The organism is uncultured Actinomyces sp. (genome assembly GCF_963526355.1).
Classification (GTDB): domain Bacteria; phylum Actinomycetota; class Actinomycetes; order Actinomycetales; family Actinomycetaceae; genus Actinomyces.
The window spans coordinates 13,574-37,687 of the sequence record NZ_CAUROW010000019.1 but is presented as its reverse complement, the minus strand read 5'-3'; the positions used below and the strand labels follow the sequence as shown (position 1 = coordinate 37,687).

Sequence of the window (24,114 nt, the reverse complement as noted above, 5' to 3'; positions counted from 1 at the left end):
GGATCTCCAGCTAGTCCCTTATCGCCTCGGGGTCCCTTGTCGCCAGGAGGTCCTTTATCGCCGGTTGGACCCTGGGGGCCTTTATCGCCCGTCGGGCCTTTAGCTCCTGGAGTACCGCCTCCACCGCCGCCCCCCGGAGGTCCCGGCGGACCCTGCGGACCCTGCGGACCTCTCTCGCCAGCTGGGCCTCGTTCGCCCGGTTCACCCTTATCTCCTTTAGGTCCTGTTTTACCGTCAGCACCCTTCGGACCAGCGGGTCCTGCGGGACCTGGAGGACCCTGTTTACCCTCGATGCCGGCTCCAGCGTTCTCAAGGACGTAGCGCTTCATATCCTCCATATAGAGGATATTCGTCCCGTCGCCCGTGTCGACCACTAAAGCATCGGCGTTTGAAGTATTAACCCGATCGGGATACTTACCATTCCACCGTTTCGGCTTAAGATCCGGCATGGTTACTCCTTACTGCAACTTGAAGATGCGTCGGCCAATAATGGGAGCTCCAACAGAATCCATCAGCGTGAGCCCGTTACCGTCCTCGATGGTGTCGAAGACCTGGCGCTCGGCCTCGGTTCCGTCGCCGATGAGCTCTTTAAGTCGCTCGATCTGGAACTGAAGATTTGCAGCCTGGTTACCCGCCAGACGGTCCTCCATATAAAGAACCCAAGCGTCATACCGGCGCTTGAAGTCTGCGAACATCTCGTCCTTCATGGTGTCAGTGGACGACTTAATATCGCGATACCACCGAGCCCATTCGGAACCCCACTGCTTAGTGATCGATGAAGAATCGAGGATCTTAAGTGGACCAGTGATCCATGGACATGAGCTATTCCCTCGATTGTTCACGATGGAGTAGCTGAATATGTTTGGAACACCACGAGTCACTCGGACAAATGCCAGAGGGAACTGAGCTTTCTCAGGTGTGGCGTACAAAGGCGGGATCTGAGGGCTTCGCGCTGGTGTGCCTTTAACCGCTATAATAGACGACTTACGAACACCTGGAGTCTTATCGACCTCGACGACGATGGCATCGACCCTGTCGTACAGAGAATCGGGAGGTTCGATGGACACACGATAATCGTCTGTATTGTCCAACCAGGTATGGTTAAACCAACACCGTCCTGACTTCACGGTTACGTAAAGACCCGTTTCAGCAAGGTTGTTGCCGGCAGTAACCTCCAAGGCTCCACCGATACCCATGAAGACGCCGTTCGTGATGATCCCCTCGAACAGAGATCCGAACTGGTCCGCTGAGTACTTACGGTCGCCATTTGTGGAGCTATAAAATCCGTATGTGAGTGCCATAATTACCCCTGCGGAATATAGTAGGTTTCAAAAGTGGGATACTCTTTCCAGCCATCGCTTGATGTGAACGAGCGAATATACTCAGTACATCGACCGACATTCATCATACCGAGTCCGTTCTGGATCTGCACAACGTCGCCAAGATCAAAGTCCCGTCCGAATTTGAATTGGGAAGTCTGAGACATCTCACCATCGTAGACCGAAGTCACAATACAATCGACAAGTTTCTCACGACCTTTCTGTCTGAGAAGTTCCCAATACTTATCGCCCGGAATATCCTTGTTGTTCTCGTCCTTCTCACGAACGTCCTTGGCGTCGACGTACAACTCTTTGCGGAGCCATCCGCTCATGACGCCGTTCTCGTGCCAAAGACGTTTACGGTTAGGCTCTTCGCCCGCACCCGCGACTAGAGCTGCATTCTTCTCCTTCGTTGTTGAAGTGAGGAACTTAGTCTTGCGTAAGTTGTCGTAATCAGGTGAGAATATGACATATGGGTTCTTCTTCTGAGTGAAGTGTCGCTCGTGCCCCCAATAGAGCTGGAACTGATACTTGTTATCAGCCGGCCCTTTGGGGACGTATGGCATCCAATATCCGATGTTCCGCTCTTGACAAAGCTTTTGGATGACGTCCAGAAGGTTGTCGCCCGTATATTGAGCATTCACCCAGCCGGCCTTGTCATTCGGCATGTTCTGAGGCCAAAGCCAACCAACCTCGTTCATCTTGCGATTGGTGTTGGATGGATTGAGGACATTCTCACTTAACAAGGAGTAAACGGCATAGATCATCCCAACATTCAGAATTGTCCGGTTCTGGATAATTCGTCTGTCTAGGATCGAATCGTATGTGCGACCTTTGATGGTGATCGTGTCGCCTTTTTCAGAATCCGTATCGAGCTGTAGGGACTCGATCAACATGTAATCCCCGGACTGGGGGAAATATATGTTCTGGTGGTGTTTGATCTCCGTGTCGAGAAGGATCGACAGGGGGAGTTTTACTTCGAAGTCGCCACACTTGTTGAAACGCTTAGTCCAGATAGCCGATTCGATCTGATCGATGATGATCGTCGGCTTCATCCAATAATCAAGCAAGACAATTTCCAAATATCACACCCCCGAATACCGAACTTGAACCTCGACAGAGACCTCCATAGCGTCTTTGCCGACATCTGCTTGGAAGAACATGATGTTACGCCCCGGCCACAACGTCAACCAGTCATTATTCAGAGGAATACACTGAATAATGTTGATCGGGGTTGTGCTACCCTTCTTGTAAAGGTGTACGCGCTTGTTGCCCTGATGTGTCGTGATGACGACCGAGTCACCTTCGCGAAGTTCGGTAGGCTGTCCGACTTTATCGAAATCGTCAGTATCAACTGAGAACTTCTTGTTGGTGATTCGATTCCATATGGCGAAATTACGAACGACTCCGGTAGCTACAACAGTAATGGTGAGACCCGCCTCAGCGTCACCGAGGTAGTCGATCAGTGTCTCGTATTCATCCTTACGCTTCGACAGTTCGAGTGAAGGCGAGATATTAACCGGATCCTGGAACTCGAACTCCATATTAGGATCTTCGATACGGAACGGGAAGATCTGAGCGCGCTCATCGCCGAGCCCGTAGAAATATGGATCCGGACAGATGACTGAGACCTTGACCTCCTCGCTTTGCGAGAAGATGTTAGGTTCGACGCTCTCGACCCAACCATTGATGTGGAGATTCCGGTAGTCTGTATGGAACTCCAGATTGACCTGCTGGCGAGGCTGGAATATGCGATAGAGCTTGTGTCGGGCCTTCTCTACATCAGGGAGATCCAGAAGACCCAGGGTGAGCGTGATGTTTCGTCCGCCCACCCTAGATCCGCTGTACGCATCGCCGTCAATAGACGCAACCGATGAGGTGTGAATTGTGGCCTTAGCGGGCCCGATACCGCCGATTTCAAATACCGCGATACCATCTTCCCATGGGTCGTTGAGAACAAGCTCCAGTCGCTCGCCAGAATATGCAGTGGCTAAGACTGATTTGATCACGAGCTGAGAGCCCTCCTTGCCATTGACAGCTGGTTCTGCGTCTGCCTGTAGATGTCGATGGCCGACAATTCCTTAGGCGACGTGTTGTTCTGGATGAACTGAATCGGGGCTGCTTGCTGGCCTTCGTCAGAGAGGCGTTTCGCCCAAGCCTCGTTCAGCATACGAGTCGTCAGGAGTCGAGCATTACCATCCCGAATACCCCAACCGGCGAGGTCGGAGGTCCGTCGAGTGTAATCAGCCCACCCCTTGACACTCACGCCACTTGCGAAGAGTTGGCCAATCTTGCGCTGGCCGTTCTCCACGTCTTGAAGATCCATCACCGGACGAATTGTCGGCGAGTGGATGCCGTTACCATCGATACCCTTGTCGTCAACAACCTTTTGGAAGGCGTCAAGCGAGTTGATCGCAGCTCGACGTGTTGAGGCCTCAGCAAGGCCCGAATTTCGGTCAACACCCTGAACGAAACCAGCAATCGCGAATCGACCAACCTCACGGAACTTCCTCGAAGGCGATTTAATTCCGAGAGCTGCCTTAGCAGCGTTAAGAGCTCCGTTGGCCATGTTCTTCGCGGTCGTCTTGACAGACTCGATGCCGTTATTGATGGTGTTCTTAATACCGTCAAGAATAGCTTGGCCGATTTCGCCGGCTTTGCGCTTAACGTTGGATACTTCCTCGGTCAGCGCCAACTTAGCCTGGTTGATGAACTCCTTAATGAACTCCCGAATCGCCTGGCGAAGACGGGGTCCATTGTTGCGAAGTCCTTCCGTCATGGCATTGATGAAGTCGATGACGAGATCCCAACCGGCCTGTACGATGTCAGGGAGACGTGCTCTTACTGCGTTGAGGAAGTTGAGAACAATATCGATACCGATGTCTGTGGCCGGACCAATGTTGTCCCTCATCGCCGTCAGGAAGGATATAATGATAGTCCATCCTGTGTCGATGATCTGAGGAATACAAGCCTTGGCGGCTACACACAAACACGTAATGATCGTGATCGCAAGTTCGGTGAACTGCGGAAGGAGTTCGATAGCTCCCTGGATCATCGAAGACACGATCGTCACGAAGTTTTGCTTCAATGTCTCGGTGTTGTTCGCCAATTCCGTTGTGAAGTTGACGATACCCTCTGCAACCTTGGTTGCAAACTCAGGAATCGAGTTGGCAAGAGTCGTCAGTACACCGCCAAGGACCTCAAGACCGGCTGCGCCAACGGCAACTAGAGCGCCGATACCCGCGGCGAACATAAGCACACCAGCGCCCGCCATCAACGTGGCAAGACCGATAAGCGTGATAGCTGCCGCAAGAAGCATTAGAGGCACGATGACCGGCGATACGGCGTATCCAGCAATGATGAATATGGCTAGAGTACCTGCCAACATGAGGAGGCCTTTAGCGATCTCAGTCCAAGACATCTTGCTGAATGACATGAGCACCGGGGATAGCATAAGGAGCGCACCTGCGATAACCATCAGAGCAAGAGCACCCGGAAGGGCGAAGATCATAGCTGTCACCGCCACGCCGAGAATAAGAAGTGTTCCGGCCAACATGACCATAGACTTCCCGATCTCAGACCAGGACATCTTGCCCCACTTCATCATCACATCGCCGATGATCTTCAGAGCATATGCCGTAGCAACCAATCCAGCTGCCGCGATAATACCCGTCGGGGGAACCAAGGCCATGAAAGCTCCCACAGCCAGAAGCGCAAGACCCATGGAAAGAAGGCCTTTTGCCAGTGTCTTCCAGTTCTGCTTTCCAAGATCCGTCACCACATCTGCGATCATACCAATGCCATAGGCAATGATAACCAATCCAGCGGCACTGAGAAGTCCCATTGCTCCGCCAGAGAAATTACTGAAAGCCGCAATAGCCGCTAGAATAACGACCACTGCGCCAAGCCCCTTGACGAGCTGTTTCCAGGACATGTTGCCGAGAGTCTCAATCGGAGGCACGAGCATCTTGATGGCGAGAGCGATAGCCACGATAGCTAAAGCACCAGCCATACTCGGACCGGTACCCGCGAACTTCATAGCCAGGGTGATACCTGCCAATAGAAGACCAACGGATATCAAGCCCTTGGTAAGCTTCTTCCAGTCCATCTCGCCGAACTTTTCCACAGCTTTAGACAGAATCCGAATTGCGAATGCAATAAGGATCATAGCTGCGGCTGCTCGCATGGAAGATCCAGACTTAGAGTCCATGAATCGCATAGCGACTGTGATGCCCGCCAACAAGACGAGGACAGACCCTAAACCCTTGAGGAGATCTTTCCATTCGATTTCGGACATAGCCTTCACAGCACCGGCAAGAATCCGGATAGCGATTGCTATCAAAATAAGACCGATAGCAGTCTTAGCTAGATCTGAAGTGTCCGTCTTGTCCATCACGTTTGTGAAAGCCAGAAGAGCGACAGCCAACTGTCCCATCATCACGGATATAGCGCCAGTAGCCTTGAGAAGTGATGATGCCGGGATCCTAGAGAGCGCGTAGACACTCGCGGTCAAGATACCGATCGCGATTGCGATAAGCATCAGCTGTGCGACCTTAAGGGTGCTCTGCATCTCATTGAGCGAATCCGTTAGCGACGAGAAGGCTTCCTTGATGCGATCTAGAAGACCCGGGGTCGACTCCATGTTCTTGAATTTATCAAGGATCCCCTGGACGCCGCCAAGAACACCCATGAATTTATGGATGAGTCCGATCCCGCCAACCGTGAATAGACTCTTAAGAATGGCGTCGAGAGACATACCACTGGCGATCTTGCCTATGACGTCAAAGACTTTATCGAAGGCCTTCTTGATGTACGGGGTGACCTTCTGAAGAACATTCCAGAGCCCGGTCAAGGCTGACTTCAACTTATCGACGACGTATGAAGCGCCCTTACCGGCGGATTGCGCGACAGCTAAAGACTGATCATATCGAGTGAATACGCCGATAACTTTATTGAAGGCGTCTTTAACACCTGACATGGAATCCGCAAAACCACGCCAAGCATCTTTCATCTTCTCGATGAGATCGACGGATTTTGCCCAATCGGTAACGGATTTCACAATCCCTGTGATGAAGGATATGACGGTGCGGATAACGCCCGATACGATCGTCCCGAAACCCTCGATGAAGTGCTGCAAACGTCCGGATCCAGTCAGGAATTGGTCGAGCTTTGTGGAGAGATCTCCGAGAGTCGCGGCAAAGGACAGAACGCCGCCAGATCCACTACCGAAAGCCGAGAATACTTTCCCGAATACCTTACCGATCGATGTAACGATGGTCACACCGATATGCAAGATCGAGAAGACGCCCTTGAATACTCTACCAACTTTGGCGATAGTCTCTTGACTCGGAACGAGCTTCTGGATAAACTCCGAGAACCCGTGAGTAATCTTCAAGAGTCCTTCAGACGACATCGGAGGAAATACTTCACCCCATGCCTTACCGATAGCTGAGAAGAGAGGAACGATGCCTTTAACCGTGTCGATTAGAGCGCGAATAAGCTCTGTTCGACCACCGAGATCCTTCCACCCCTGGAGCATGGTGTTTCGGGCGGTCGACATGTTCTTGAACACGCCGGTGATCGCGCCGCCAACCTCAGTCCAGAGCTCGCTCGCCTCGGTGAAGTCGCCCATGATGATTTGCCAGGTCTCAGCCCATCCGGAACCCATCTCTTCTTTGATCACATCGATCAACTGTGAGAAGGTCTTAATCTTGGTGGCCGCGTCCATACCCGTCGCAGCAAGATCCTGAATCTGGGCGATCTGCTCATCGGTGTAACCCATCGAGCGGAGCTGTTCCTCATTATACTCACCAGCCATCTGAGACAGCGTCTCGAGCATGATGGACGAGTCGAGCCAGCCTTTGGACAGTGACGCTCGGAAGGATCCTTCCTTGGCAATCAGTTCGTCGACAGCGACACCGTGAGCTCGAGCGGTTCGCTTCAGGGCTTCCTGGAACTGCTCACCACCCATACCGGCATTCTCGACCGAGATCCAGTCCTGAAGTTTGACTGTTCCCGAAGAAATGGCCTGAGACATCTGGAACATAGCACGAGATGCCTCTTGCGAGTTAACACCCGCGACCGCAGCGAACTGTGAAAGACCTTTAATCGCCGCTGTAGAGTCTTTCAGACCCACACCCGCTGCAGTGAACAGCGAAGCGTTCTTAGTCATGTCCGAGAATGAATATATGGTCTGGTCGGCGTAGTTGTTAAGATCCTTCAACGCGGCATTAACCGAGTTGATGTCCTCACCCTTGGACTTTGTGTTGTTGAGAATAGTTTGGACCGAGTTAAGCCCTAGCTCATACTCCGCGAAACCATCCTTGATGGGTTGGAACGAGATAGAGTTGAGGGCGCTTCCGAGTGTTGAGACAATCGATGTCGCAATGTTACCCAGAGCTGTTCCGGCGGCAACCGCTAAAGTGGAGAACCCCTCTTTCACCCGGTCGATTCCGCTAGTGATCGGACCGAAGTCGATCTTGTTTACAGAGCCATTCAGTTCGGCGATACCCTGTCCTGCGCCTTTAAGGTTCAGCTTTTCCTTAAGCTTGTCGAGCAAGCTCATGGACTTACCGACGTTGTCAGAGAACTGATCGGCATTAAACTTGAGCGATACGATTCGCTCGTCAATACTAGCCACCCTTGATAGCCCCCTCGACATCCTTAAGAATTTGCTCGAAGATGGGTTTTAAGGCGGGGTTGATGTAGTCGATACCCCGTACATAACCCCCGGTGCGGGTTCCGTGGCCATACTGAAGACCAACAGCCACGTTGAAACCCTGTTCTATGTGATCGTTCTTCCAAACGATCTCCGCGCTTTGTCGGCCTTTACGTTTTATCTCGTAAGACCACGACCCTGCGGTTCGCCCGGAGGCAACTGGTGTGGCTTTCGACAGCGCGTTCACGCCCTTATTCCCAGCAGCGTCAAGAACCTTCAGGTACTTGCCATCGCGGAGACCTTTCAACCAAGTCTCAGTGCGGGAATAGTCTCCAGTAGTTGTGAACGAAAAGCCCATCTTGTTACCTCCAGACTACCATTTTGACCTCTTACGGCTGCTCAGCCGAGTCGAGAGCGGAATTCACACGAGCGTTCGTGTCTGCGCCCCAAACACCATCGACCTCCGCGCCAACAGCTGCCTGGACGGCCTCGACGCAGGCATCGTGAGCCTCCTCGGAAGCATCGCCCCAGATTCCATCGGGAACAGCACCGACGACCGCCTGAGTGTAAGCGACTCCGAATGGGAACTGGTTGCCAGCCCAATCGGATGCCGCGCAGACGGCATAAACACGACTACGAGTGTCAGGACCCGCGATGTTATCGGCCTCGGCACGAACTGCGCGCTGGAGAGCGGTGATGTCGGTCGGCCCAGACGGCGTAGGAGTAGAGCTGTCGGAGTATGCCGGGCGAATAACGTAGGCGATGGACTCGCTACGAACTCGGCGCCAGACGCCGTTACCAGCAGACTGCGATCCGTAAGATCCAGATGAGGTATTACCCTCAATAGTCTGGAGAACACCGCCACCCAGGTTACGCTCGACGAAGCCGACATGGTCGGTACCGCCACCATCCCAGTTGAAGATGACAACATCGCCGGGAGCAGCGTCGTATACGGACACGAAGTACGCATCGGGGTGCTGACGGACCTTGTTGACGGTGTAGTCGGTGTTGAACGAGAACCCACCGATGGCGTCGATCTGACCACACTCGTCGAGACACATGCTCACGAAGAGCATACACCACCAGACAGAGTCGGACGGTCCAGCGAGCCACTGCTGCCCTGTTCGAGCAGCCCAATAACGCCCGGCCTCAGATCCCGGCTCAGGGTCATTGGGAGCATAGTACCCGATTCGAGCAGCTGCTCGAGCAAGAACATCGTAAGCGACGCTCACTTGATCACCTCCGTGGTCTGACTGACCTCGACGCCTCGGTCCTCGAAAGGATCCGTTCCAATACGCTCCTGCGGGGCGAAAGCCTCGTCAGGAAACTCTTCATGCTTTCCCATAATTATCCCTTCGTTCCAAGCATAGCTCGGCGTCTCTCGTTCTCCCGTCGATAGTCTCGGACAATCTCATCCTGAGACATCTTAGGAGCCTTGGGGTCGGCTTGGCGGTTCTTAATGTTGCAGATTCGAATGAGCATGAGAAGGCGATTAATGTGCCATGTCTCGCACTCGAACGGAATCTGAAGCGCCACCATCCAATAGTATATGAGCTCTGTCGTGGTCTGTTCCTTTGATTTCGAGTCTTTCTGGCGACTCGTTACCGATGATGCGGTAGCAGGATCCGCCAAATAGTCGGAGACCTGCCTAACCTGGGATGTAGTAAGGCCGTAGATAAGATCTTCGGGGATCTCACCGTCCACAGACATGCATTTGATGTAGTGAATAAGCTCTTCAGAAGTCTCGGGAGACGCGTGAAGAAACGGTCGCTTCCATCGCATCTCCCATTTTGACATAGCCAAAAGACTATGCTCGAGGCGGATGGTCCCTCCGCCGCGACTCTCGAAGGTCTCCGTTTCGTCATTGTAGTACTCAACGGGTTCGATCTCGAGTGTTAGCATTAGGACCATCCTTTTCTTAGTCGATCGTCAGGGACCAGCCGGACTGTTGGTGACACCGAGCGTGGCGAAGACCTCGTCGGGGGGGAGGATCTTCGGGTCCTCGGTAGCGGTGCCGTAGAGCTTGTCAGTGATCTTCTTGAGATCGGCCTCCTGGAAGTCGGAAGCGACAAACGACAGCGAAGAGACCGGCTTGAAGCCCTTCAGAGGAATCGGAGTCGACTTGGCCTCCCACGAGAATGCGATGGGCTCGGGCGAGTCGTTGATGGACTCATAACCCTTCTCCGAGGGGGAAGCGAGCAGACCGTAAACGATGTGGATCTTGTAGCTTGCGTCCTGACCGTCAGCGTCGTTACCGATCTTGGTGCGGTAAGACATAGCGAACGAGGAACGCTCCTGCTGGCCGACCTGAAGACCCTTCTTGGGGACTGCGACACCATCGCAAACGAGAAACTCGTCCGGGTAGGTAAAAGCTTCGATAGTCGCAGCGAACTCCTCAGCCGAAACCATGTTCAGGTACGCGATGTTGTCCGCGTACTTCTTCGTACCCTCGGCGCCCGAGGGCTTCTCAGTGACCTTGGTGAGGCCGTTCCAGGCAACACCCTTTCCGTAAGCCTTCTTAGACTTATCCCAAACATACAGGACACCGTGATCGACGCCGGACTCATACCGGTGCTCGCCGACCTTGTCCCACTCCAGAGTAGCCATTCTGCCTCCTAGAAATATAGACGGAAGGTTTGGTGGTTCAGCCCATCTCGTTGAAACATTCGGTCTGTATCGCATCCTGGGAGATTCGCGATTTTGTCCGGAGTCGGATCATCTGGATCTCGGGATATGTGAGTGACCGCGTAACGTTTGATGTGGCGATATGGCGCATTGTCCGCGTATTTAGTATCACGATCTTCGAGTTCGTATATGATACACGGATACGTCAACTGGATCGATGACGGAGGTTGAAAATACACCGACCTCGAACCGAGGATCTTTTCGAGAATTTCCTGCAACTCACGGCGTTGGCCCATTGTATAGACCTCCGATCGTGAGTATCAGCCGTGGTCGTCGAACTTCCACATTCGTGACGGTCCAACGAGATCCCATCCACTTAATGTACTTGATGGCGAAGAAATTCTCGTAAGCGAATGGATCACCAATAATACTGATGGAGTTGTTCACGTTCAGTCTATGGTGAAGATTCTCGGTGTCATTTTGAAGGCTCCGCTGCGAGCGCAGAACATCCCCACGATACGGATGCTCGGTAATCTGGTCGTCCCAGACACCCGGAGCCTTCTCAACCTGGACCGCGTAACCGATCAGTCCAGAAAATCGTGCCATGATCCAGACTCAGTCCTCGCCAGCGACGATTGCGCCCTCGTCCTGCTTCCGCTCGATGACGATGGCGGTCTTGGGCTGGGTGAGAGCGCCGGAGATGCGAGTCTCAAGCAGGTACTTGAACTGGTTGAAGTCGATGTCGAAGTCGTCGAACATGTTGACCTCACCACCCTTGTCAGCGCCGATCGTGTAATCAGCGAGGTTGACAACGATACCGATAAGGTCGGCCTTACCGTTCTTCTTGGTATCGCGGAAAGCACCCTTCATTACCGGGACCTCGACGATCTCAGAAACGCCGAGAGCAGCGGCGAGAGACGCCTTGGTCTCGTAGAGGCGACGACCGATCTTGTCCTTCAGCAGGAGCAGCTCAGTGACAATGGTCTGCGTGGTGTACAGCTTGGGCGAGCCGGCACCCTCGTAGTCCTCGAAAGACTTAATGAAGGCGTCGACAAGATCCTCTCCAACGACCTTCTTCTCGAGAAGGATCTTGATGGCGTAGAGAGAGTCGTCCTTCCAAATGGGACGGATGTTCTCCTCGTTAATCTTGTCCTGGGAGGAAATGTCGCGACCATCGCCGATAAGGAGCGCGCGAGCGATCTCCTCATCCAGCATGAGACGCATCTCCTTCTTGACCCAGGCGACCACATTCAGGTCGGTGATGTCAATCAGGTCGTCGCGGTCGAACTTCTGCTTCTTGTAGACGGTAGTCGGGGTAGTGACCCGCTTCAGAAGCTTGAAGACCTCTTCCTTCTTACGGTTACCCTTGGTGTAACCCAGGGCCCTTGCCTTGTCGTCCGTAATATCCGCGTGGATGGACTTGATGCGGGAGAAGGGAGAGTGCTTAGCATCGTTCAGAACGCCGGAAACCCAATCGGTACGGCGCTTGATTAAAGTGGGCTCGTCGGTGACGGCGCGGGCATCGGGGAACAGGACCTCGATGTTGTCGATGCCATAGGTCCCGGCGTGCTGAAGGAAAGCATCCTTGAAGGAGCTCAGGTTGTGGCTGCGAGCGTCCTCGAGAGCGTCGACCACGGCGGAATGCGCCAGCGCGATCTCGTCGTCGGTACCCTTCAGGGTGTCATCGCCCTCGAAAATGTTAGAGTGCATAGCCTCTTCCTTGTCGGTGTCGTCGGTGTCGTCGGTGTCATCCTGCTGGGCATCTTCGATAGCCTGCCCAATGACGTAGTATACGGCGTCCTTCTGCTTATCAGTCAGCGTGTTAAGAACGTCCGCGACAGTTTCCTCATCAGCCACATCGGCCTCCTTAGAGTTGTCCTCTTCAGTCTCATCAGCGTGACTAAGCTCGAGACCTGTAAAGATGATAGCTTCGTCGAGTTCCTCGATCGAGCCGTCGGAGTGCTGGAGAGACACGTTGTCAATCCGTGCTCCGGGGTTAGCCCCGGATAGTACCAGGCTAACCTCGACGATGTTCCCATGAAGAACGTCGCCCCCTCGCTGGGTCAGCTTGTTAGCGAAGATAGAGAGACTATCTACATCTCCATGCTTCACAAGCTCCTTGGCGGTCTTAGCCTGCTCGCCGTTGTTAAACTTGGCATAGCAGTAGACACCATCGTTTCGATTCTCCAGCAGCGCATGACCCAACACATTATCGGGCGAGTTATGCCCGTGCTGCCAGACCAGTGGAACCGTTCCACCATCGTTATCAACAAACGCCCCCGAACGAATAGTTCGACCGTCGGAGCATCGCAGGTCATTTCGTGTGGCGTAGCCACTGAAGTCGAAGTCTCGCTTCGAAACTCCCATTTTGACTACTCCTCCTGTTCGTCATAGTAGGACGGATCCACATCGACCGATTGATCCGCCTGCGTGTTGTACGCATCGAGTTGGTTAACGTTGGGGTTACCCAACTGGTCAGCAATAGGCTCATCAGATTGTGGGAAACCGAATACCGGTCGAAGCTCATTGCCCGTAAGCACCTGATTGCGGATCAGAATGTCAGCGACATTCGACAGACCGGTAATCGTCGTGTTACGGAACACATCTCGCTGGTAGATCACCCGCTGCCCTTGTGTGCGAGCAGTCTTAGTGAGGAATGCTCGGTTCATCGCATCGGCGATAGCTGCGACGATTGGTTCCACACAACGGTTCCAATAGTTGAGCATCATCTCTTCGGTGGCTTTACCTTGGAATACATCTGCTGGCATTCCGAGACGGTTGTACAACTCTTCATTCAGAAACTTAATCTGTTCGAGAAGGTTGTTCTCCGCTGGACGGTTGAGCTGAGTAATCTTCTCGGTACCATCGGTGTAGACGATGCCGTGAGCCGAATTAGTCAACTGCTCATCAATAGCTTGTTGCCGCTTCTTGGCCTGTTCCTGTCGGGCCTCAGACTTGATGACATATGGAAGCTGGATGATAAGATCGAGCTTGCCTTTACCGGCGGCCTCATCGATGGAATCGAGAATCGAAAGCTTCCGCTGAAGGCGTGAGATGGTGGAGTTCGGTCCGTTCATCACATCAGCCATGGGATTCTCGATGATCGCGACAGCCTTCTTAGGCAGGAGGATCTCGTGCTTCTGTCCGTCGGCATCGTTATAGACTTCAACAGTCACGTGGCGAGGTCGCCAGTCAACTATCCGCCCGACTCGCATCGAACGAATGTCATACGACTCGGTCACTTTTGGATCGAGAGTCGTATCGACCGGGACAAGTGCAACCGCACCCTCGTCGAACAGACTTAGTACGAGACTCTGAATAAAGGGTCTGATCGTCTGATCGAGGTTAGGAGCAACTGTCAAGCAGTCATTCAGATCCGATGGTATCTCCGCTCGGAATCTACCATTTTGATCCACACGAACATGCCGGAAGTTCACAGCAGAGACATCGATAGCTATCTGGTTATAGATAGTCTTAACGAGCGACTTATCATTCGGAATCAGTCGTCGTGTGATAGATGAAGGACGCAGAGTTGTAACCGGTCCCGAGTTCCAGTACTCTTTGGGATCGCCCCGTCCTGTGAAAGCATTCCAGGCATGGGCTAACCTGGCGCCAAAAGTTTCAGCCAATTTGTTCAGCCCTCCCTAGGTTATCGGAATGCTTTAAGGTTCTTCTGGGACTCGTTGATGTCCCATGCGGAAAGCGCCCTGCGTCCGACTTCACGAACAGAACCGTCAGGATCCAACGAGATGATTGGAGATTTACTCACACCCCCGGCGTCATTGAAGTCTTGAAGAGCATTGTAACCACGACTCTTTACCTCTTTGAGGAATGCATCGTTGAAATGATTCTTCATGAACTGGACGGCCAAGAATTTGTGATACGTATTGTCGGTGAAAACTTGCGGATAGTACATCGAGTTTATGTACTCCCGTCCAAGGATTGCTTGGTGTTTTCGACCAATATGCATGACAGGTTCGTTCATGACCTTGTTAAAGATCTCATATGACTCTTTCGCAGAAGGAGCCTTTAAATCTTTAGTGGTTTTATATGTAGACTCGACCCATTTCTTGTTATACTTTTTACGCCCAACACCCTCCCGCATCGAAGGCATGATCCCACGATACTGAGCAGCGTCTGCGCCGTTTGTACTAAAATAGGAATAGTCCCCGAGCTTTTTGCCTTGTTTAGCTCGATGTGTTCGATAGAGAGTGCTTCCGGCTTTTACGTTTACACCTTTAGAACTTTTCGTATCGACAGTTTTCTCACTTGTTCTAATTTTTTGGGCAACCTCGGTGTAACCGGATATCACGCTCTGTCGGTGAGCCTTGTCTTTGTCTTTTCGAACACCCCACTTAATACCTTTAACACCGTGGTGCGAAAGGTAATCACTCATTCGAATGCCTCCTTATTTAGTTTGTAGGAGACGAAAGCATCCATCATTGCGGCAACGGAGTCGATCTTCTCTTCACGGCGCTTCTTCAGAAGTTTTCGGTTACCATTAGTATCTTCGAGAGTGATGCAGTTACCCATTGTGAATTGCATCAACGACTCGTCGAACAACAGTGCTCGTTCCTCAGACAACTTCTTCAATTCCCCGAGAGGAACCGATTCGGTTTTAACGCCCTGAATGACTTTTTCAAGACCATAAGGTCCGTTCTCCTGCTCCCAGCGTGCTACGAATTCGCGCGCATTGTACGGGTCGAACCCGAACGAGCGAATATCGTAACGACAATCATCGATGAAACGATCCAGATCATCGTAAACCTCCATCATGTCAAGGATAGAACACTCCAAGACCTGGAGTGAACCTTCCTCGATGAACTCGTCATACTTAAGCCGCAACGCAGAGGGGAGTTTAGCGAGAGTGAGACTCGAGATGTAACAGCGAGTTTTGATCCCAAACTCTCCTCGAGGTAGCGGGAACATGAAAGTGAAAGCGCAGAAGTCGTCACCTTGAGATAGATCCGCCCCGAGTGCACAAGGCATTCCCCAGAAATCGCGCTTGCGATGTGGTAGTGTCTCCTCGTATGTGAAGAAGTATGTGTACCCCTCCATAGGGATCCCGAACCGCTTAGCAAGAATATCGTTGCGGGCTGAGGGAACATGTTCTGCTCGTTCGACATCGCGCTGATACGTCTCGTAGGAGACGGTGATCCCGAGATTCGGCTGGGCTTTGATCCACATCTCTGGGTTAGCGACCTCGGATATGTCATCGAGACGATAGTACCAGATTGATGTGTGTGGATCTTTGAATTCGCCCTTCAGAATACTAAGGAGCTCGAGCTTCATGGAGTCGCCCGCGGAGTTTCGAACAGTTCCTTCTGAAGACACCGCAAGAATCAGGTAATCCTGGATCTTCGACGCGCCCTGCTCGATCGCCCCAACGACATCTTCCCGAATGTCCCCCGACAACCACTCATCGACAGTATTCATCTTGGTTCTGAGACCCTGAAGTTTGTCGATAGTCATCGGACGGACCTCGAGTAGGCTACCTGTCAGGTTGTTCTCGATACCCTTCTTGGAGGGGAACAGTTTAGGCCGGAGTGCTTTGTTGGAGGTGCTGTTCGGGCTACCCATCGCTAGAAATTTAAACAGCGGACCACGCTCTCGGACGATGGCTGTTCGAAAAGCACTCATCACCTCTTCGGCCTGTTTCATAGTAGGCGCGGTTGTGATTTGATGTGTGGTGCTTGTGTCAATCACCAGAAAGTAGGCCTGGAGCAGGGTCTCATAGAGAGATTTGGCTGCGCCTCGTCCGACGATGAGGTACTGCTTGTTGGTAAGGCGAAGTTTGACCTTACGCATCTCAAAATGCCCTCCGTGGCCTCCTTCTTTCGGCACATAGACAGACCGCTGTTTATAGTACCACCAACCGAAGATCTGCTCAGCCCAGAGGAGGAAGCTGTCGAGAAGTTTGAGTTCCTCGCCGTCGGTAAGAGTCATCTCGGCCTCGGCGAAGCGGACGAAACCTTCAACGGCCCGGTCGTCGTAGTAGATGTTAGGATCCGCGATGAGTTCGTCGATCCGATTCATCTCCATAGCGATCTCCCGACACACCGGAATCTCGCCCGCCAGTACCTTGGCCCTGAAAGCGCCGTAGTACTTAGGCGTCGCGGTGTTGCTGAGCATCGCCATCCTCCATTTTGACTATCGCCGACGGGCGGCGTTCTTACGCATCTCGGCGACTGAACCGAACTGTTGGTTGAGCTTACTCCGATCGATCGGGAGTGTTCGCATCATCCCTGGACGGAATGTCTTCCCATTGGCTCGTGCGACGGCGGCTTGATACTTGCTCATGCGATGCGAACGAAGTAGAGTCGCCTCGGCCGTGCGCTTAGCTTCGAGTTTCTTCTTAGCCTCGGCTGCTGCCGCTTTCTTACTCTCTCGTGCAGCTTTCTTCTGAGCCCGAATAGCAGCGTTGGCGGCTTTTCGCTGTTGCGCGGCTGCTCTCTTCTGAGCGCGAATCGCGGCATTATTAGCTTTTCGCTGTTGAGCAGCTGCCCGGCGATTGGCCGCCGCGACTTGTCTCTCGTAGCGAAGACGCTCTCGGGCCGCCTTCTCTTCTGGGGACATCTTCTGCCCCTTCTTCATACCAGGCACGCCGTAATGGATGAGGAACTCATCGGTGAAGTGAGCAGACATCGCTAGTTCCTTCTCTAAGCTCGAGGAGTTACCTTACCCACTCGACGGTTCGAACTCTTCAGCTCGCCCCGTACGATCTTCTTAGGGGCTTCCAGAACAGCGTTCTGAGCCTCCATTCGCTTGTTACCCGCACGTCGAGCCGACGCCATAACCGCGGCGACACCTGTGACAGGCTTATTAGGCTGCGCCAACTGCTTGCTGCGAACGACCCGAGGATTAGCGACTAGATCGCCCTTAACTCTTCGAACACCCTTGTGCATACCCTTAACCCCGAAATGCACAAGAATCTCATCGTCGTAATGTGCGCTCATTGGACTCTCTTTCTCGAAGATTAGCCGAACTGTTTATTAAACGCTCGACGACCATTATATATATTGATCTCATGCATCATTCGACGCATAGCTCCGGAGTTGACAACCGCATCATAACCTGTTCGGCCCGCTTTGGCTGCTTTCCTAGCGATATCAGAGGTGGGCGGTATGACACCGGCCATTTGTGCGCCCTTGAACGCAGCGGCTCCGGCAAGGACCGCTGTTCCAACGTATTGAGTATTTCCCGTCGCTAGATTCCGAATTCCTCGAGCAGTCTTGCCTGCCGAGTTCTTAACATCTTGACGGCGTCGCTTGCCTCGAGCCTGCTGACCACGCTTCTCCCAGTTGGTATTCGCAACGTGGTTGTCGAAGGCCTTCTTGTATGCGGCGTCTTTCGATCGCTGATCGACCTTGGCCTTGATCATCTTTCGACGGTTGCCTGCGCCCTCGCCGTAGTACATCTTGGCCTGGGTGAATTCTTTGGCGTCCTTACGAGCTGCCCGGTCTGTCTTTCGACTAACTCCGGGAGTTCGCTGTTTCCGGACACCCCACCGCATGCCTTTAACGCCGTGGTGAGCCAGAAAATCCTCAGGGTAGTCGTAGATCATTTGAGAATCTTACCCGCAGCAGCGACGCCCTTACGGATCTTATCCGCCGTGGAAGCATCGAGACCACCGCTAATAGCTTTGTCGAGAATCGCCTTGAACGCGAAGGCGAATGCGGCACTAGCCGCAGCCCCAGCGATCTTCATAGTGATGTTGGCGAAATTCTCAGCATACTTTTCGCCGAGCTTCTTGGTATACTTGCTCTGCTTCTTAGCAGTGAGGTCGTTGTACTGCTTCTCGAGATTCAAACGGTTGACTCGGCGCTGCAACTCCTTGTTCGAGAGTGTCATGTTGGCGATGTCTGAATGGGCGTGATTGTAGTCATCATGCCCTTTAGGCTTAGGGGATGAACTTACGGTCGCCCGCTGTTTACGAACACCCCACTTCATACCTTTGACGCCGTGGTGAGCCAAAACGTCATCGGCGGTATCGAAACTCATTTTGACTCGCTTTCTGCGTAGACATTCAGACGCCACTCGAGCTCGCTGATCTGCTTCTCGATGGCTGTCTGAACGAAAGAGTTAGAAGGTGGATCGAACCAGATCCGGCAGCGCAGATACACATAACTTTGGACCGCCCATAGACCATTAGCCGGAGGGAACAACTCCTCCCAAGTAGTCGAGTCGTCGACGATCTTACTCACAGCCGGGAGTGCACCGGTCTGTCGTAGGATCATCAGAGCTGAGTTGATGTGCATCGTGATGTCGACATCGAAGGAGTGATCGTCACGGTCGACGCCCAGAACTTGTTTGGTATCCTTAAGAACACCCATACTACCTCCATGGGATAGTGTCGTTAGGTCTCCGCTCCGGCGGAAGAGTTACTAGCAATCGACGATCCCCATAGTGTATAGCATTATGGGTTGCGTGTGTTGTGGTGATAAGATACTCGGGGTTTAAGACATCGGGGTTATAGTCCTCGAGATCTGAGGCGACCATAGGATTCATGTGATGGATGATGATCCGATCCATGATCTCGCGATCGTCGACTCCGAGATCGCAGCCGTTATCTCGAATGATTACCTCGTCTCGAACCGACTTCCATTCTCGTGAACGATAGAAACGTTGGTTCAGATAGCGATCGAAGCCGAAAGTATTAGCGCCGACTGAACCTCCGAGTTTGAGATACTCGTAACGATCCTCGAAGGTCTCGAGTCGGAACAACTCGGTGACGGTACGCTTCACTGATCTTCAACCCCTTGATAGGACCTCATAGCGGCGATTGCCTCGGTCATCAGTTGTTCAGTGTTTGTGCTAGAATCGAGTACAGCCTTCTTAGAGTTAAGAACCGCGGTCTCCTGGCGGAGTTTAGCGAGTTCAAGTTCCTCTCGAAGAGTTCCTCGCTTCAAAAGCTGCGCAACAATCATTGGAGAGGCCGTTCCCTCCCGAAGTTGCTTCTCTGCAAGCTCATAAGCTAGTCCGATGAGGATGTGTTCCTGCTTCTCGGGGGTGGTTGCTCCTGAAACCCGAGACTTCTTGGTGCCTCCCAATGAGTTACCTCCTAGTCCAGGGGAGAATATACAACATTCCGGGCGGTTCGACTATAGACTTGATGACTTCTACCCGCCTTCCGAGGGGGTACCAAGCCCTCAGATACTCGTTGGGGAGGAGCACCACAGAAAAACCCAACGGTGCAGGGAAGTCGTCAAGCCTATAGCCGAACCGCCCGGATGCAAAACGCAACCCTCAAAAATCCCTGCGGGGAAAATATGAGGAGGCAGGCGATGACCAGGGGTCTGCGTTTTTCGCGGAGTCCCCCGGGCTTGAGTCGAAATAGCAGAAATAGCAGAAACTCAAACGTCTCTCACAACTTTTCTGTAAATTCCGACAAGATTCAGCTCCACAATCTCATCGATTGCTTGCTCGTTCGCCAAGTTGTCATCAACTTCTGACAGATCACCAGAGGTCCGTGCCACCCTACCTAGGTAGGCAGAGGTGTGGTACCCGTGTTGAACATCCCATAAGTACCATTTGTCGAACTCATCGAAAGGATCGTAAGGATTGTCCGTAGTCGTTAGTCTACACAACCTCATGATTGGTTCTTCACTTCCTTTCTTCTAAGTTCATGCAAGAATAGCACGACGAATTGTCGATGTTGAGACACCAAGTGCTTCAGCAATCTCAGCGTTGGTTGCTCCGTTACGCTGCATGGCTTCAGCTCTCGCTATCTGAGCGTTACTCAAACCTTGCTTAACCTTTGGTGTGGCCAGCTGCTTGATGTAGTCGATGTCAGCGTTAGCGATGACTTGCTCCAAGAAGTGGTTGGAGACAGCGCCCTTCTGTATGGCTTCCCACTCTCGTGGTGTAGGTTGTACCCTACTACCAGCCTTGTCCGCTCCTAGTCTCTGGCGCGCAGTACGCAAAGCCATTGACTCGATCTTCGCTGCTTCGTCAGCATCCATGTCCGGGTTGGAGGCCCGCTTGGCATCAAGTACCCCTTTAGCTACCGCCTGGGCTTGTCGCTCTAGGGGTTTGTTCTTGAGGGCGGTATTTAGTTTAGCCCGGAGGGATGAAACCTCGGGGGCGTATGTTTCCGCAATAGCAGGGTTCTTGACAATGGGGGGTTGACTAATAGATTCCTTACGGGCTCTATTTGCCATGGCCTTGAGCTTATTAGCATGGTCGGCATACAGCGCTTCCATAGGGGTACCCGAAGATAGCGCATGGGCATCTTTAACAGTACTCATCTTACGGGTCTCGGTTTGATAATAGACCCGCTTAGTAGTACCATTCTTAAGATGCTTCTCGTAATAACGACCAGTCTCTTTGTAAATGAGCTCGCCAGTTTTGGGATCTATAGATCCGCCTTCCGAAGTGCGGCGAAGTTTCCTCTCAGGGACATACGCCTTGGACTTAGCCAATGAAATGAGTGTGGATGCACCGCCGCCATTCTGATATTTCTGCTTCAGTTGAGCAATGCCATTATCTTTTTCAGACTGAACATAGTTCAATCCGTGTTTCTCGGCATCGATAACAACCATCGAATGACGAACAGCCCTAGCCAATTCACTCGGCTTAGCCTGTTTGAGGGTCATATCGGTAATGAGATTACTGATCTTACCCATCTCAGTCTGCGTATTTGTCATACGCTTCATTCCCGGAACCGCAGGGTATGCAGCCTTAGGATCGAACCCTTTCAAACCACGAAGCGGAGGTGCGGTTCGTACTTTAGTGGTTCCTCCGAGCGGAATAACAACGGCGTTGTCACCATCGAAATCGGCTCCCGACAATCGTTCTGCGACTGATGGGTGAATACCGATTGCGTCCTTCGCTTTTGGCGAAATAAGACGAATTCCATCCTTGAATTTGTTGTTGACAACAAGCTCGGGGATCTCGAACGTTCCACCGTGAGGATATCGAACTAGCGCGACCCGCTCACCATGTTTGAAATTCGGCGCGTAGACCTCATTCGGCTTAATGTTCTTAAGCGGAAGAATGACCTGGGCCGCTTGGCGTGGTAATGCGGCGGCTTTTAGATGGACTGAAGCCGAATCGGCAGATTCTGCGAACTTCTCAAGAAGCTTTCGCTTAATAACCGGGTTAGTAAGTGACATGATCTCTTGGAAATCATCATCGAACTTCTTCCGGGTAATCCCAAGTTGGCGCTTGGCCATATCGAGACTCTGCTTCGATAGGAACTGCGATGCTAGAGACTTACTCCAGTCATCCCAGGATCCTTCGTCATTAACCAGATTAAGCGGGGAAAGCTTTTTCTTGCCATCTTTACCGATATACTCCATCTGGCGTCTAATGGTGGCACCGAACGGATTATCGGGATCAGATTTAAGCGGTTTGAGCGCATCCATCTTGTTTCCGGTGTTCTTCTTGTTGGTGTTGAAACGAACATCAACACCCTTCGGAAGATCATCGGAATACATAGCCATGCCTTTTAGATAATGGGTTCCATCCACAGCAATGCGGACCTGAGCATAATGGCTATTACCCAGATCCAGATCACGAACTCCGCGACGAAGCTCAATGACACCATCCATATCACTACCGCCGTCTGGCCCGTACTTAACTTCGAGTCTCTTGGAATCGAGGTTACTAGGCTTCCGAATACCAGTAGTAATATCGCCGTCACACACAACAACACCGGGAGTGCGAATCTTATCAAGGTTCTTCACCACTTCCGATTTAGGAGTGCCAGGAGGAGATAGAACACGAATGTTGGTGTATCGGTCCGAACCCGCCTGCTTCAAATATACATCGTGAGTCTCATAACCCTCATTCTTGAGCATCTCGACGGCGGCCTTCAACTGCTCGTTAGACACTCCTAGGTTAAGTTCGACGCCCGTGCCATAATCGATGAACTTACGATTATCGGCATCCTCACGAAGGATATCAGCGGTCTTCGAGATCTTATCCTTGCGGGCGAGAGCATCAGGTTTGAGGAGCTCTCGAACAGAACTCTCATTAAGACCCATCTCGCGACCGATTGCCGATGTAGATAACCCCTTCTCTTTAAGAGTTAGGGCTCGATGTACTTTGTCGGCTTTCAACTCCGCGTTAGCGTTGGTGATATGCGCACGAAGCTGAGTGGTCGTAATGCCCATCGCCTTAGCGATCTGCGGTTGTGAGAGTCCCTGCTTACGAAGTTCCTCAACCTGGCCTTTAAATCCGTGAGCTGACTGATACGGTTCTTTACCAGATCCCCACGGATATCGCCCAGACCTCCGGGGCATACCGTAGTGCTCTAGGTAGTCGTCGTGATCCTCAGTTGAGAATATCACGCGTCCTCCTTAGCTTTCTCGATAAGCTTATCGAAGTGGACAATGCGGGACATGATGTGTGCGACATCATCCATGTTCGGAATATAGATCTGCACATCATCGTTTTGGTAGATACGAAGCTCCGACTCAAGGCTCATCGGCTTCTCGTTGTACTCGAGACAGAACAAGGCAGCGTAGACCATTAACTGGTCCATCTTGGCGCGACTCGTTCCCGTCTTGAGATCGTGGATCCGAAGGAAGCCCTTTCTTTCGTCGAAGGATATGGCGTCCGCAGTACCGAAGGCATTAACCGAATAGAAGAGGACGACCTCAGGATCCATCTTGAATCCGATGGCGTCATTCACATAAGCATTGAATGTTACCTTATTGCGGGGCATCCTCATCTTGAGCCGGATATGTTCCGCGGCGAGCGCGTGTAGTCGCGTGCCATGTGCTGCTGCCTGAGCGGTCATAAACGTAGACACGAGTTTCTCATCGTCATAGTTCAACCAAGAGTACTTGGAGGCACTAAGGAAGGCGTGCGCTCCCTCCAGGGTTGAGTGTGAGTTCCAGATCATGAAGAACGTGCTCCTTGTTCTCCGGGGATATGAATGCGCCGAATGATACGGCGTTGGCCTTCTTGATGTAATAGTCTTGATTAGGCTGGTGCGCCTCTTTAGCGGACTTCTTAACTTCGAGGAAGGCCCATCGGTCTTGGTAAAGGACCGTGAGATCGGGGATGCCCTGAATATGGTTGGGATCGTTCTTGAGAACTAGGCATCCCGGAAGGCGTTGTTTGATTTCTCGGATCAAACCTTTTTGGAATATACTCTCGCGAGTCATTCGCTTTGTCCTTTCAACAAGTCGATCAGAGAAGAGACAGAGGATCACAAAACATGGACCATCCCCACGATCGCTCCTCACCCGTCACATGGGCAGAAAGGACACAAAAACCCATATGTCAAGTTTATTTGACATGCGACAAAATAAGGCGTTTTGCCCCATTCTGTCCCTTCTCTTCATTATACGCGAAGTATCTCACGCTAGGGCAATGACCCACAAATTTGAGTTGGAACCTTTTTGAGCCTCAAAACCCTTACTCTCTATACTTTTTAATTTTTACTTTTTACTTATTAATAGAGAAAAAAAGGGTCCAAGGGTCCAAGACCCCGACTTTTCGTTGGAATTGCAACGTTTTAGGGGCAATGACCCAAAGGGTCCAAAAAGGGTCCAAAAGGGT

General features: G+C 52.2%; 21 protein-coding genes. All 21 read right to left on the bottom strand.

Annotation, left to right across the window (positions count from 1 at the left end; translation table 11 throughout):
- Nucleotides 1–10 precede the first annotated feature (10 nt).
- The 21 genes from RWR81_RS06315 to RWR81_RS06215 all read right to left on the bottom strand — a co-directional run bounded on the left by RWR81_RS06315 (nt 11) and on the right by RWR81_RS06215 (nt 23,717).
- On the bottom strand, nt 11–313 hold the full coding sequence (locus RWR81_RS06315) for a hypothetical protein (protein WP_314455993.1): 303 nt from the start codon (nt 311–313) through the stop codon (nt 11–13).
- 145 nt (nt 314–458) lie between these two features.
- The gene (locus RWR81_RS06310) at nt 459–1,301 is read right to left on the bottom strand and encodes a hypothetical protein (RefSeq protein ID WP_314455991.1); all 843 of its coding nucleotides are present in this window, start codon (nt 1,299–1,301) and stop codon (nt 459–461) included.
- Nucleotides 1,302–1,303: 2 nt separating this feature from the next.
- Nucleotides 1,304–2,374 (bottom strand): siphovirus ReqiPepy6 Gp37-like family protein, encoded by a 1,071-nt coding sequence (locus tag RWR81_RS06305; RefSeq protein WP_314455989.1) that lies wholly within the window; start codon nt 2,372–2,374, stop codon nt 1,304–1,306.
- A gap of 30 nt (nt 2,375–2,404) precedes the next feature.
- Nucleotides 2,405–3,328, bottom strand: coding sequence for a phage tail domain-containing protein (locus RWR81_RS06300; protein WP_314455987.1), 924 nt, complete (start codon nt 3,326–3,328; stop codon nt 2,405–2,407).
- On the bottom strand, nt 3,325–7,959 hold the full coding sequence (locus RWR81_RS06295) for a tape measure protein (RefSeq protein ID WP_314455985.1): 4,635 nt from the start codon (nt 7,957–7,959) through the stop codon (nt 3,325–3,327). The genes RWR81_RS06300 and RWR81_RS06295 overlap by 4 nt, the downstream gene beginning before the upstream one ends.
- The gene (locus RWR81_RS06290; protein ID WP_314455983.1) at nt 7,952–8,335 is read right to left on the bottom strand and encodes an HK97 gp10 family phage protein; all 384 of its coding nucleotides are present in this window, start codon (nt 8,333–8,335) and stop codon (nt 7,952–7,954) included. The genes RWR81_RS06295 and RWR81_RS06290 overlap by 8 nt, the downstream gene beginning before the upstream one ends.
- A 31-nt stretch (nt 8,336–8,366) precedes the next feature.
- Nucleotides 8,367–9,209, bottom strand: a complete 843-nt coding sequence (locus RWR81_RS06285) for a CHAP domain-containing protein (protein WP_314455982.1) — start codon at nt 9,207–9,209, stop codon at nt 8,367–8,369.
- A 115-nt stretch (nt 9,210–9,324) separates the two neighbouring features.
- Nucleotides 9,325–9,879, bottom strand: coding sequence for a hypothetical protein (locus tag RWR81_RS06280; RefSeq protein WP_314455980.1), 555 nt, complete (start codon nt 9,877–9,879; stop codon nt 9,325–9,327).
- Nucleotides 9,880–9,906: 27 nt separating this feature from the next.
- Entirely contained in the window at nt 9,907–10,584 is a 678-nt protein-coding gene (locus RWR81_RS06275) for a hypothetical protein (protein WP_314455978.1), read from the bottom strand.
- A 633-nt stretch (nt 10,585–11,217) separates the two neighbouring features.
- Nucleotides 11,218–12,969, bottom strand: a complete 1,752-nt coding sequence (locus tag RWR81_RS06270; protein ID WP_314455976.1) for an HK97 family phage prohead protease — start codon at nt 12,967–12,969, stop codon at nt 11,218–11,220.
- 5 nt (nt 12,970–12,974) lie between these two features.
- The gene (locus RWR81_RS06265; RefSeq protein ID WP_314455974.1) at nt 12,975–14,231 is read right to left on the bottom strand and encodes a phage portal protein; all 1,257 of its coding nucleotides are present in this window, start codon (nt 14,229–14,231) and stop codon (nt 12,975–12,977) included.
- Between the two features lie 20 nt (nt 14,232–14,251).
- Nucleotides 14,252–14,998 (bottom strand): hypothetical protein, encoded by a 747-nt coding sequence (locus RWR81_RS06260; RefSeq protein WP_314455972.1) that lies wholly within the window; start codon nt 14,996–14,998, stop codon nt 14,252–14,254.
- Complete coding sequence (locus tag RWR81_RS06255) at nt 14,995–16,734, bottom strand: terminase TerL endonuclease subunit (RefSeq protein ID WP_314455970.1); 1,740 nt, start codon at nt 16,732–16,734, stop codon at nt 14,995–14,997. Before RWR81_RS06255 ends, RWR81_RS06260 begins: the two co-directional genes overlap by 4 nt.
- An 18-nt stretch (nt 16,735–16,752) precedes the next feature.
- On the bottom strand, nt 16,753–17,247 hold the full coding sequence (locus RWR81_RS06250; protein WP_314455968.1) for a hypothetical protein: 495 nt from the start codon (nt 17,245–17,247) through the stop codon (nt 16,753–16,755).
- A gap of 331 nt (nt 17,248–17,578) precedes the next feature.
- Complete coding sequence (locus RWR81_RS06245; RefSeq protein WP_314455967.1) at nt 17,579–18,166, bottom strand: hypothetical protein; 588 nt, start codon at nt 18,164–18,166, stop codon at nt 17,579–17,581.
- The gene (locus tag RWR81_RS06240) at nt 18,163–18,603 is read right to left on the bottom strand and encodes a hypothetical protein (RefSeq protein WP_314455965.1); all 441 of its coding nucleotides are present in this window, start codon (nt 18,601–18,603) and stop codon (nt 18,163–18,165) included. The genes RWR81_RS06245 and RWR81_RS06240 overlap by 4 nt, the downstream gene beginning before the upstream one ends.
- Nucleotides 18,600–18,935: a hypothetical protein gene (locus RWR81_RS06235; RefSeq protein ID WP_314455963.1), complete on the bottom strand. Its 336-nt coding sequence runs from the start codon at nt 18,933–18,935 to the stop codon at nt 18,600–18,602. The genes RWR81_RS06240 and RWR81_RS06235 overlap by 4 nt, the downstream gene beginning before the upstream one ends.
- A gap of 408 nt (nt 18,936–19,343) precedes the next feature.
- Nucleotides 19,344–19,652 (bottom strand): hypothetical protein, encoded by a 309-nt coding sequence (locus tag RWR81_RS06230; protein WP_314455962.1) that lies wholly within the window; start codon nt 19,650–19,652, stop codon nt 19,344–19,346.
- A gap of 573 nt (nt 19,653–20,225) precedes the next feature.
- Nucleotides 20,226–22,895 carry a hypothetical protein gene (locus RWR81_RS06225; protein WP_314455960.1) on the bottom strand — a complete coding sequence of 890 codons (2,670 nt, stop codon included), beginning with the start codon at nt 22,893–22,895 and terminating at the stop codon, nt 20,226–20,228.
- Entirely contained in the window at nt 22,892–23,452 is a 561-nt protein-coding gene (locus RWR81_RS06220; protein WP_314455959.1) for a hypothetical protein, read from the bottom strand. Before RWR81_RS06220 ends, RWR81_RS06225 begins: the two co-directional genes overlap by 4 nt.
- Nucleotides 23,403–23,717: a hypothetical protein gene (locus RWR81_RS06215; protein WP_314455958.1), complete on the bottom strand. Its 315-nt coding sequence runs from the start codon at nt 23,715–23,717 to the stop codon at nt 23,403–23,405. The genes RWR81_RS06220 and RWR81_RS06215 overlap by 50 nt, the downstream gene beginning before the upstream one ends.
- Nucleotides 23,718–24,114 lie beyond the last annotated feature (397 nt).

Excerpts from the sequence above, each read along its gene's own strand:
- RWR81_RS06215 (WP_314455958.1), bottom strand. The coding sequence starts at position 23,717 with ATGACTCGCGAGAGTATATTCCAAAAAGGTTTGATCCGAGAAATCAAA.
- RWR81_RS06290 (WP_314455983.1), bottom strand. The coding sequence starts at position 8,335 with ATGGGCTTTTCGTTCACAACTACTGGAGACTATTCCCGCACTGAGACT.
- RWR81_RS06275 (WP_314455978.1), bottom strand. The coding sequence starts at position 10,584 with ATGGCTACTCTGGAGTGGGACAAGGTCGGCGAGCACCGGTATGAGTCC.
- RWR81_RS06280 (WP_314455980.1), bottom strand. The coding sequence starts at position 9,879 with ATGCTAACACTCGAGATCGAACCCGTTGAGTACTACAATGACGAAACG.
- RWR81_RS06245 (WP_314455967.1), bottom strand. The coding sequence starts at position 18,166 with ATGATCTACGACTACCCTGAGGATTTTCTGGCTCACCACGGCGTTAAA.
- RWR81_RS06220 (WP_314455959.1), bottom strand. The coding sequence starts at position 23,452 with ATGATCTGGAACTCACACTCAACCCTGGAGGGAGCGCACGCCTTCCTT.
- RWR81_RS06260 (WP_314455972.1), bottom strand. The coding sequence starts at position 14,998 with ATGAGTGATTACCTTTCGCACCACGGTGTTAAAGGTATTAAGTGGGGT.
- RWR81_RS06240 (WP_314455965.1), bottom strand. The coding sequence starts at position 18,603 with ATGAGTTTCGATACCGCCGATGACGTTTTGGCTCACCACGGCGTCAAA.
- RWR81_RS06270 (WP_314455976.1), bottom strand. The coding sequence starts at position 12,969 with ATGGGAGTTTCGAAGCGAGACTTCGACTTCAGTGGCTACGCCACACGA.
- RWR81_RS06305 (WP_314455989.1), bottom strand. The coding sequence starts at position 2,374 with ATGAAGCCGACGATCATCATCGATCAGATCGAATCGGCTATCTGGACT.
- RWR81_RS06310 (WP_314455991.1), bottom strand. The coding sequence starts at position 1,301 with ATGGCACTCACATACGGATTTTATAGCTCCACAAATGGCGACCGTAAG.
- RWR81_RS06250 (WP_314455968.1), bottom strand. The coding sequence starts at position 17,247 with ATGTCTGCTCACTTCACCGATGAGTTCCTCATCCATTACGGCGTGCCT.
- RWR81_RS06255 (WP_314455970.1), bottom strand. The coding sequence starts at position 16,734 with ATGCTCAGCAACACCGCGACGCCTAAGTACTACGGCGCTTTCAGGGCC.
- RWR81_RS06235 (WP_314455963.1), bottom strand. The coding sequence starts at position 18,935 with ATGGGTGTTCTTAAGGATACCAAACAAGTTCTGGGCGTCGACCGTGAC.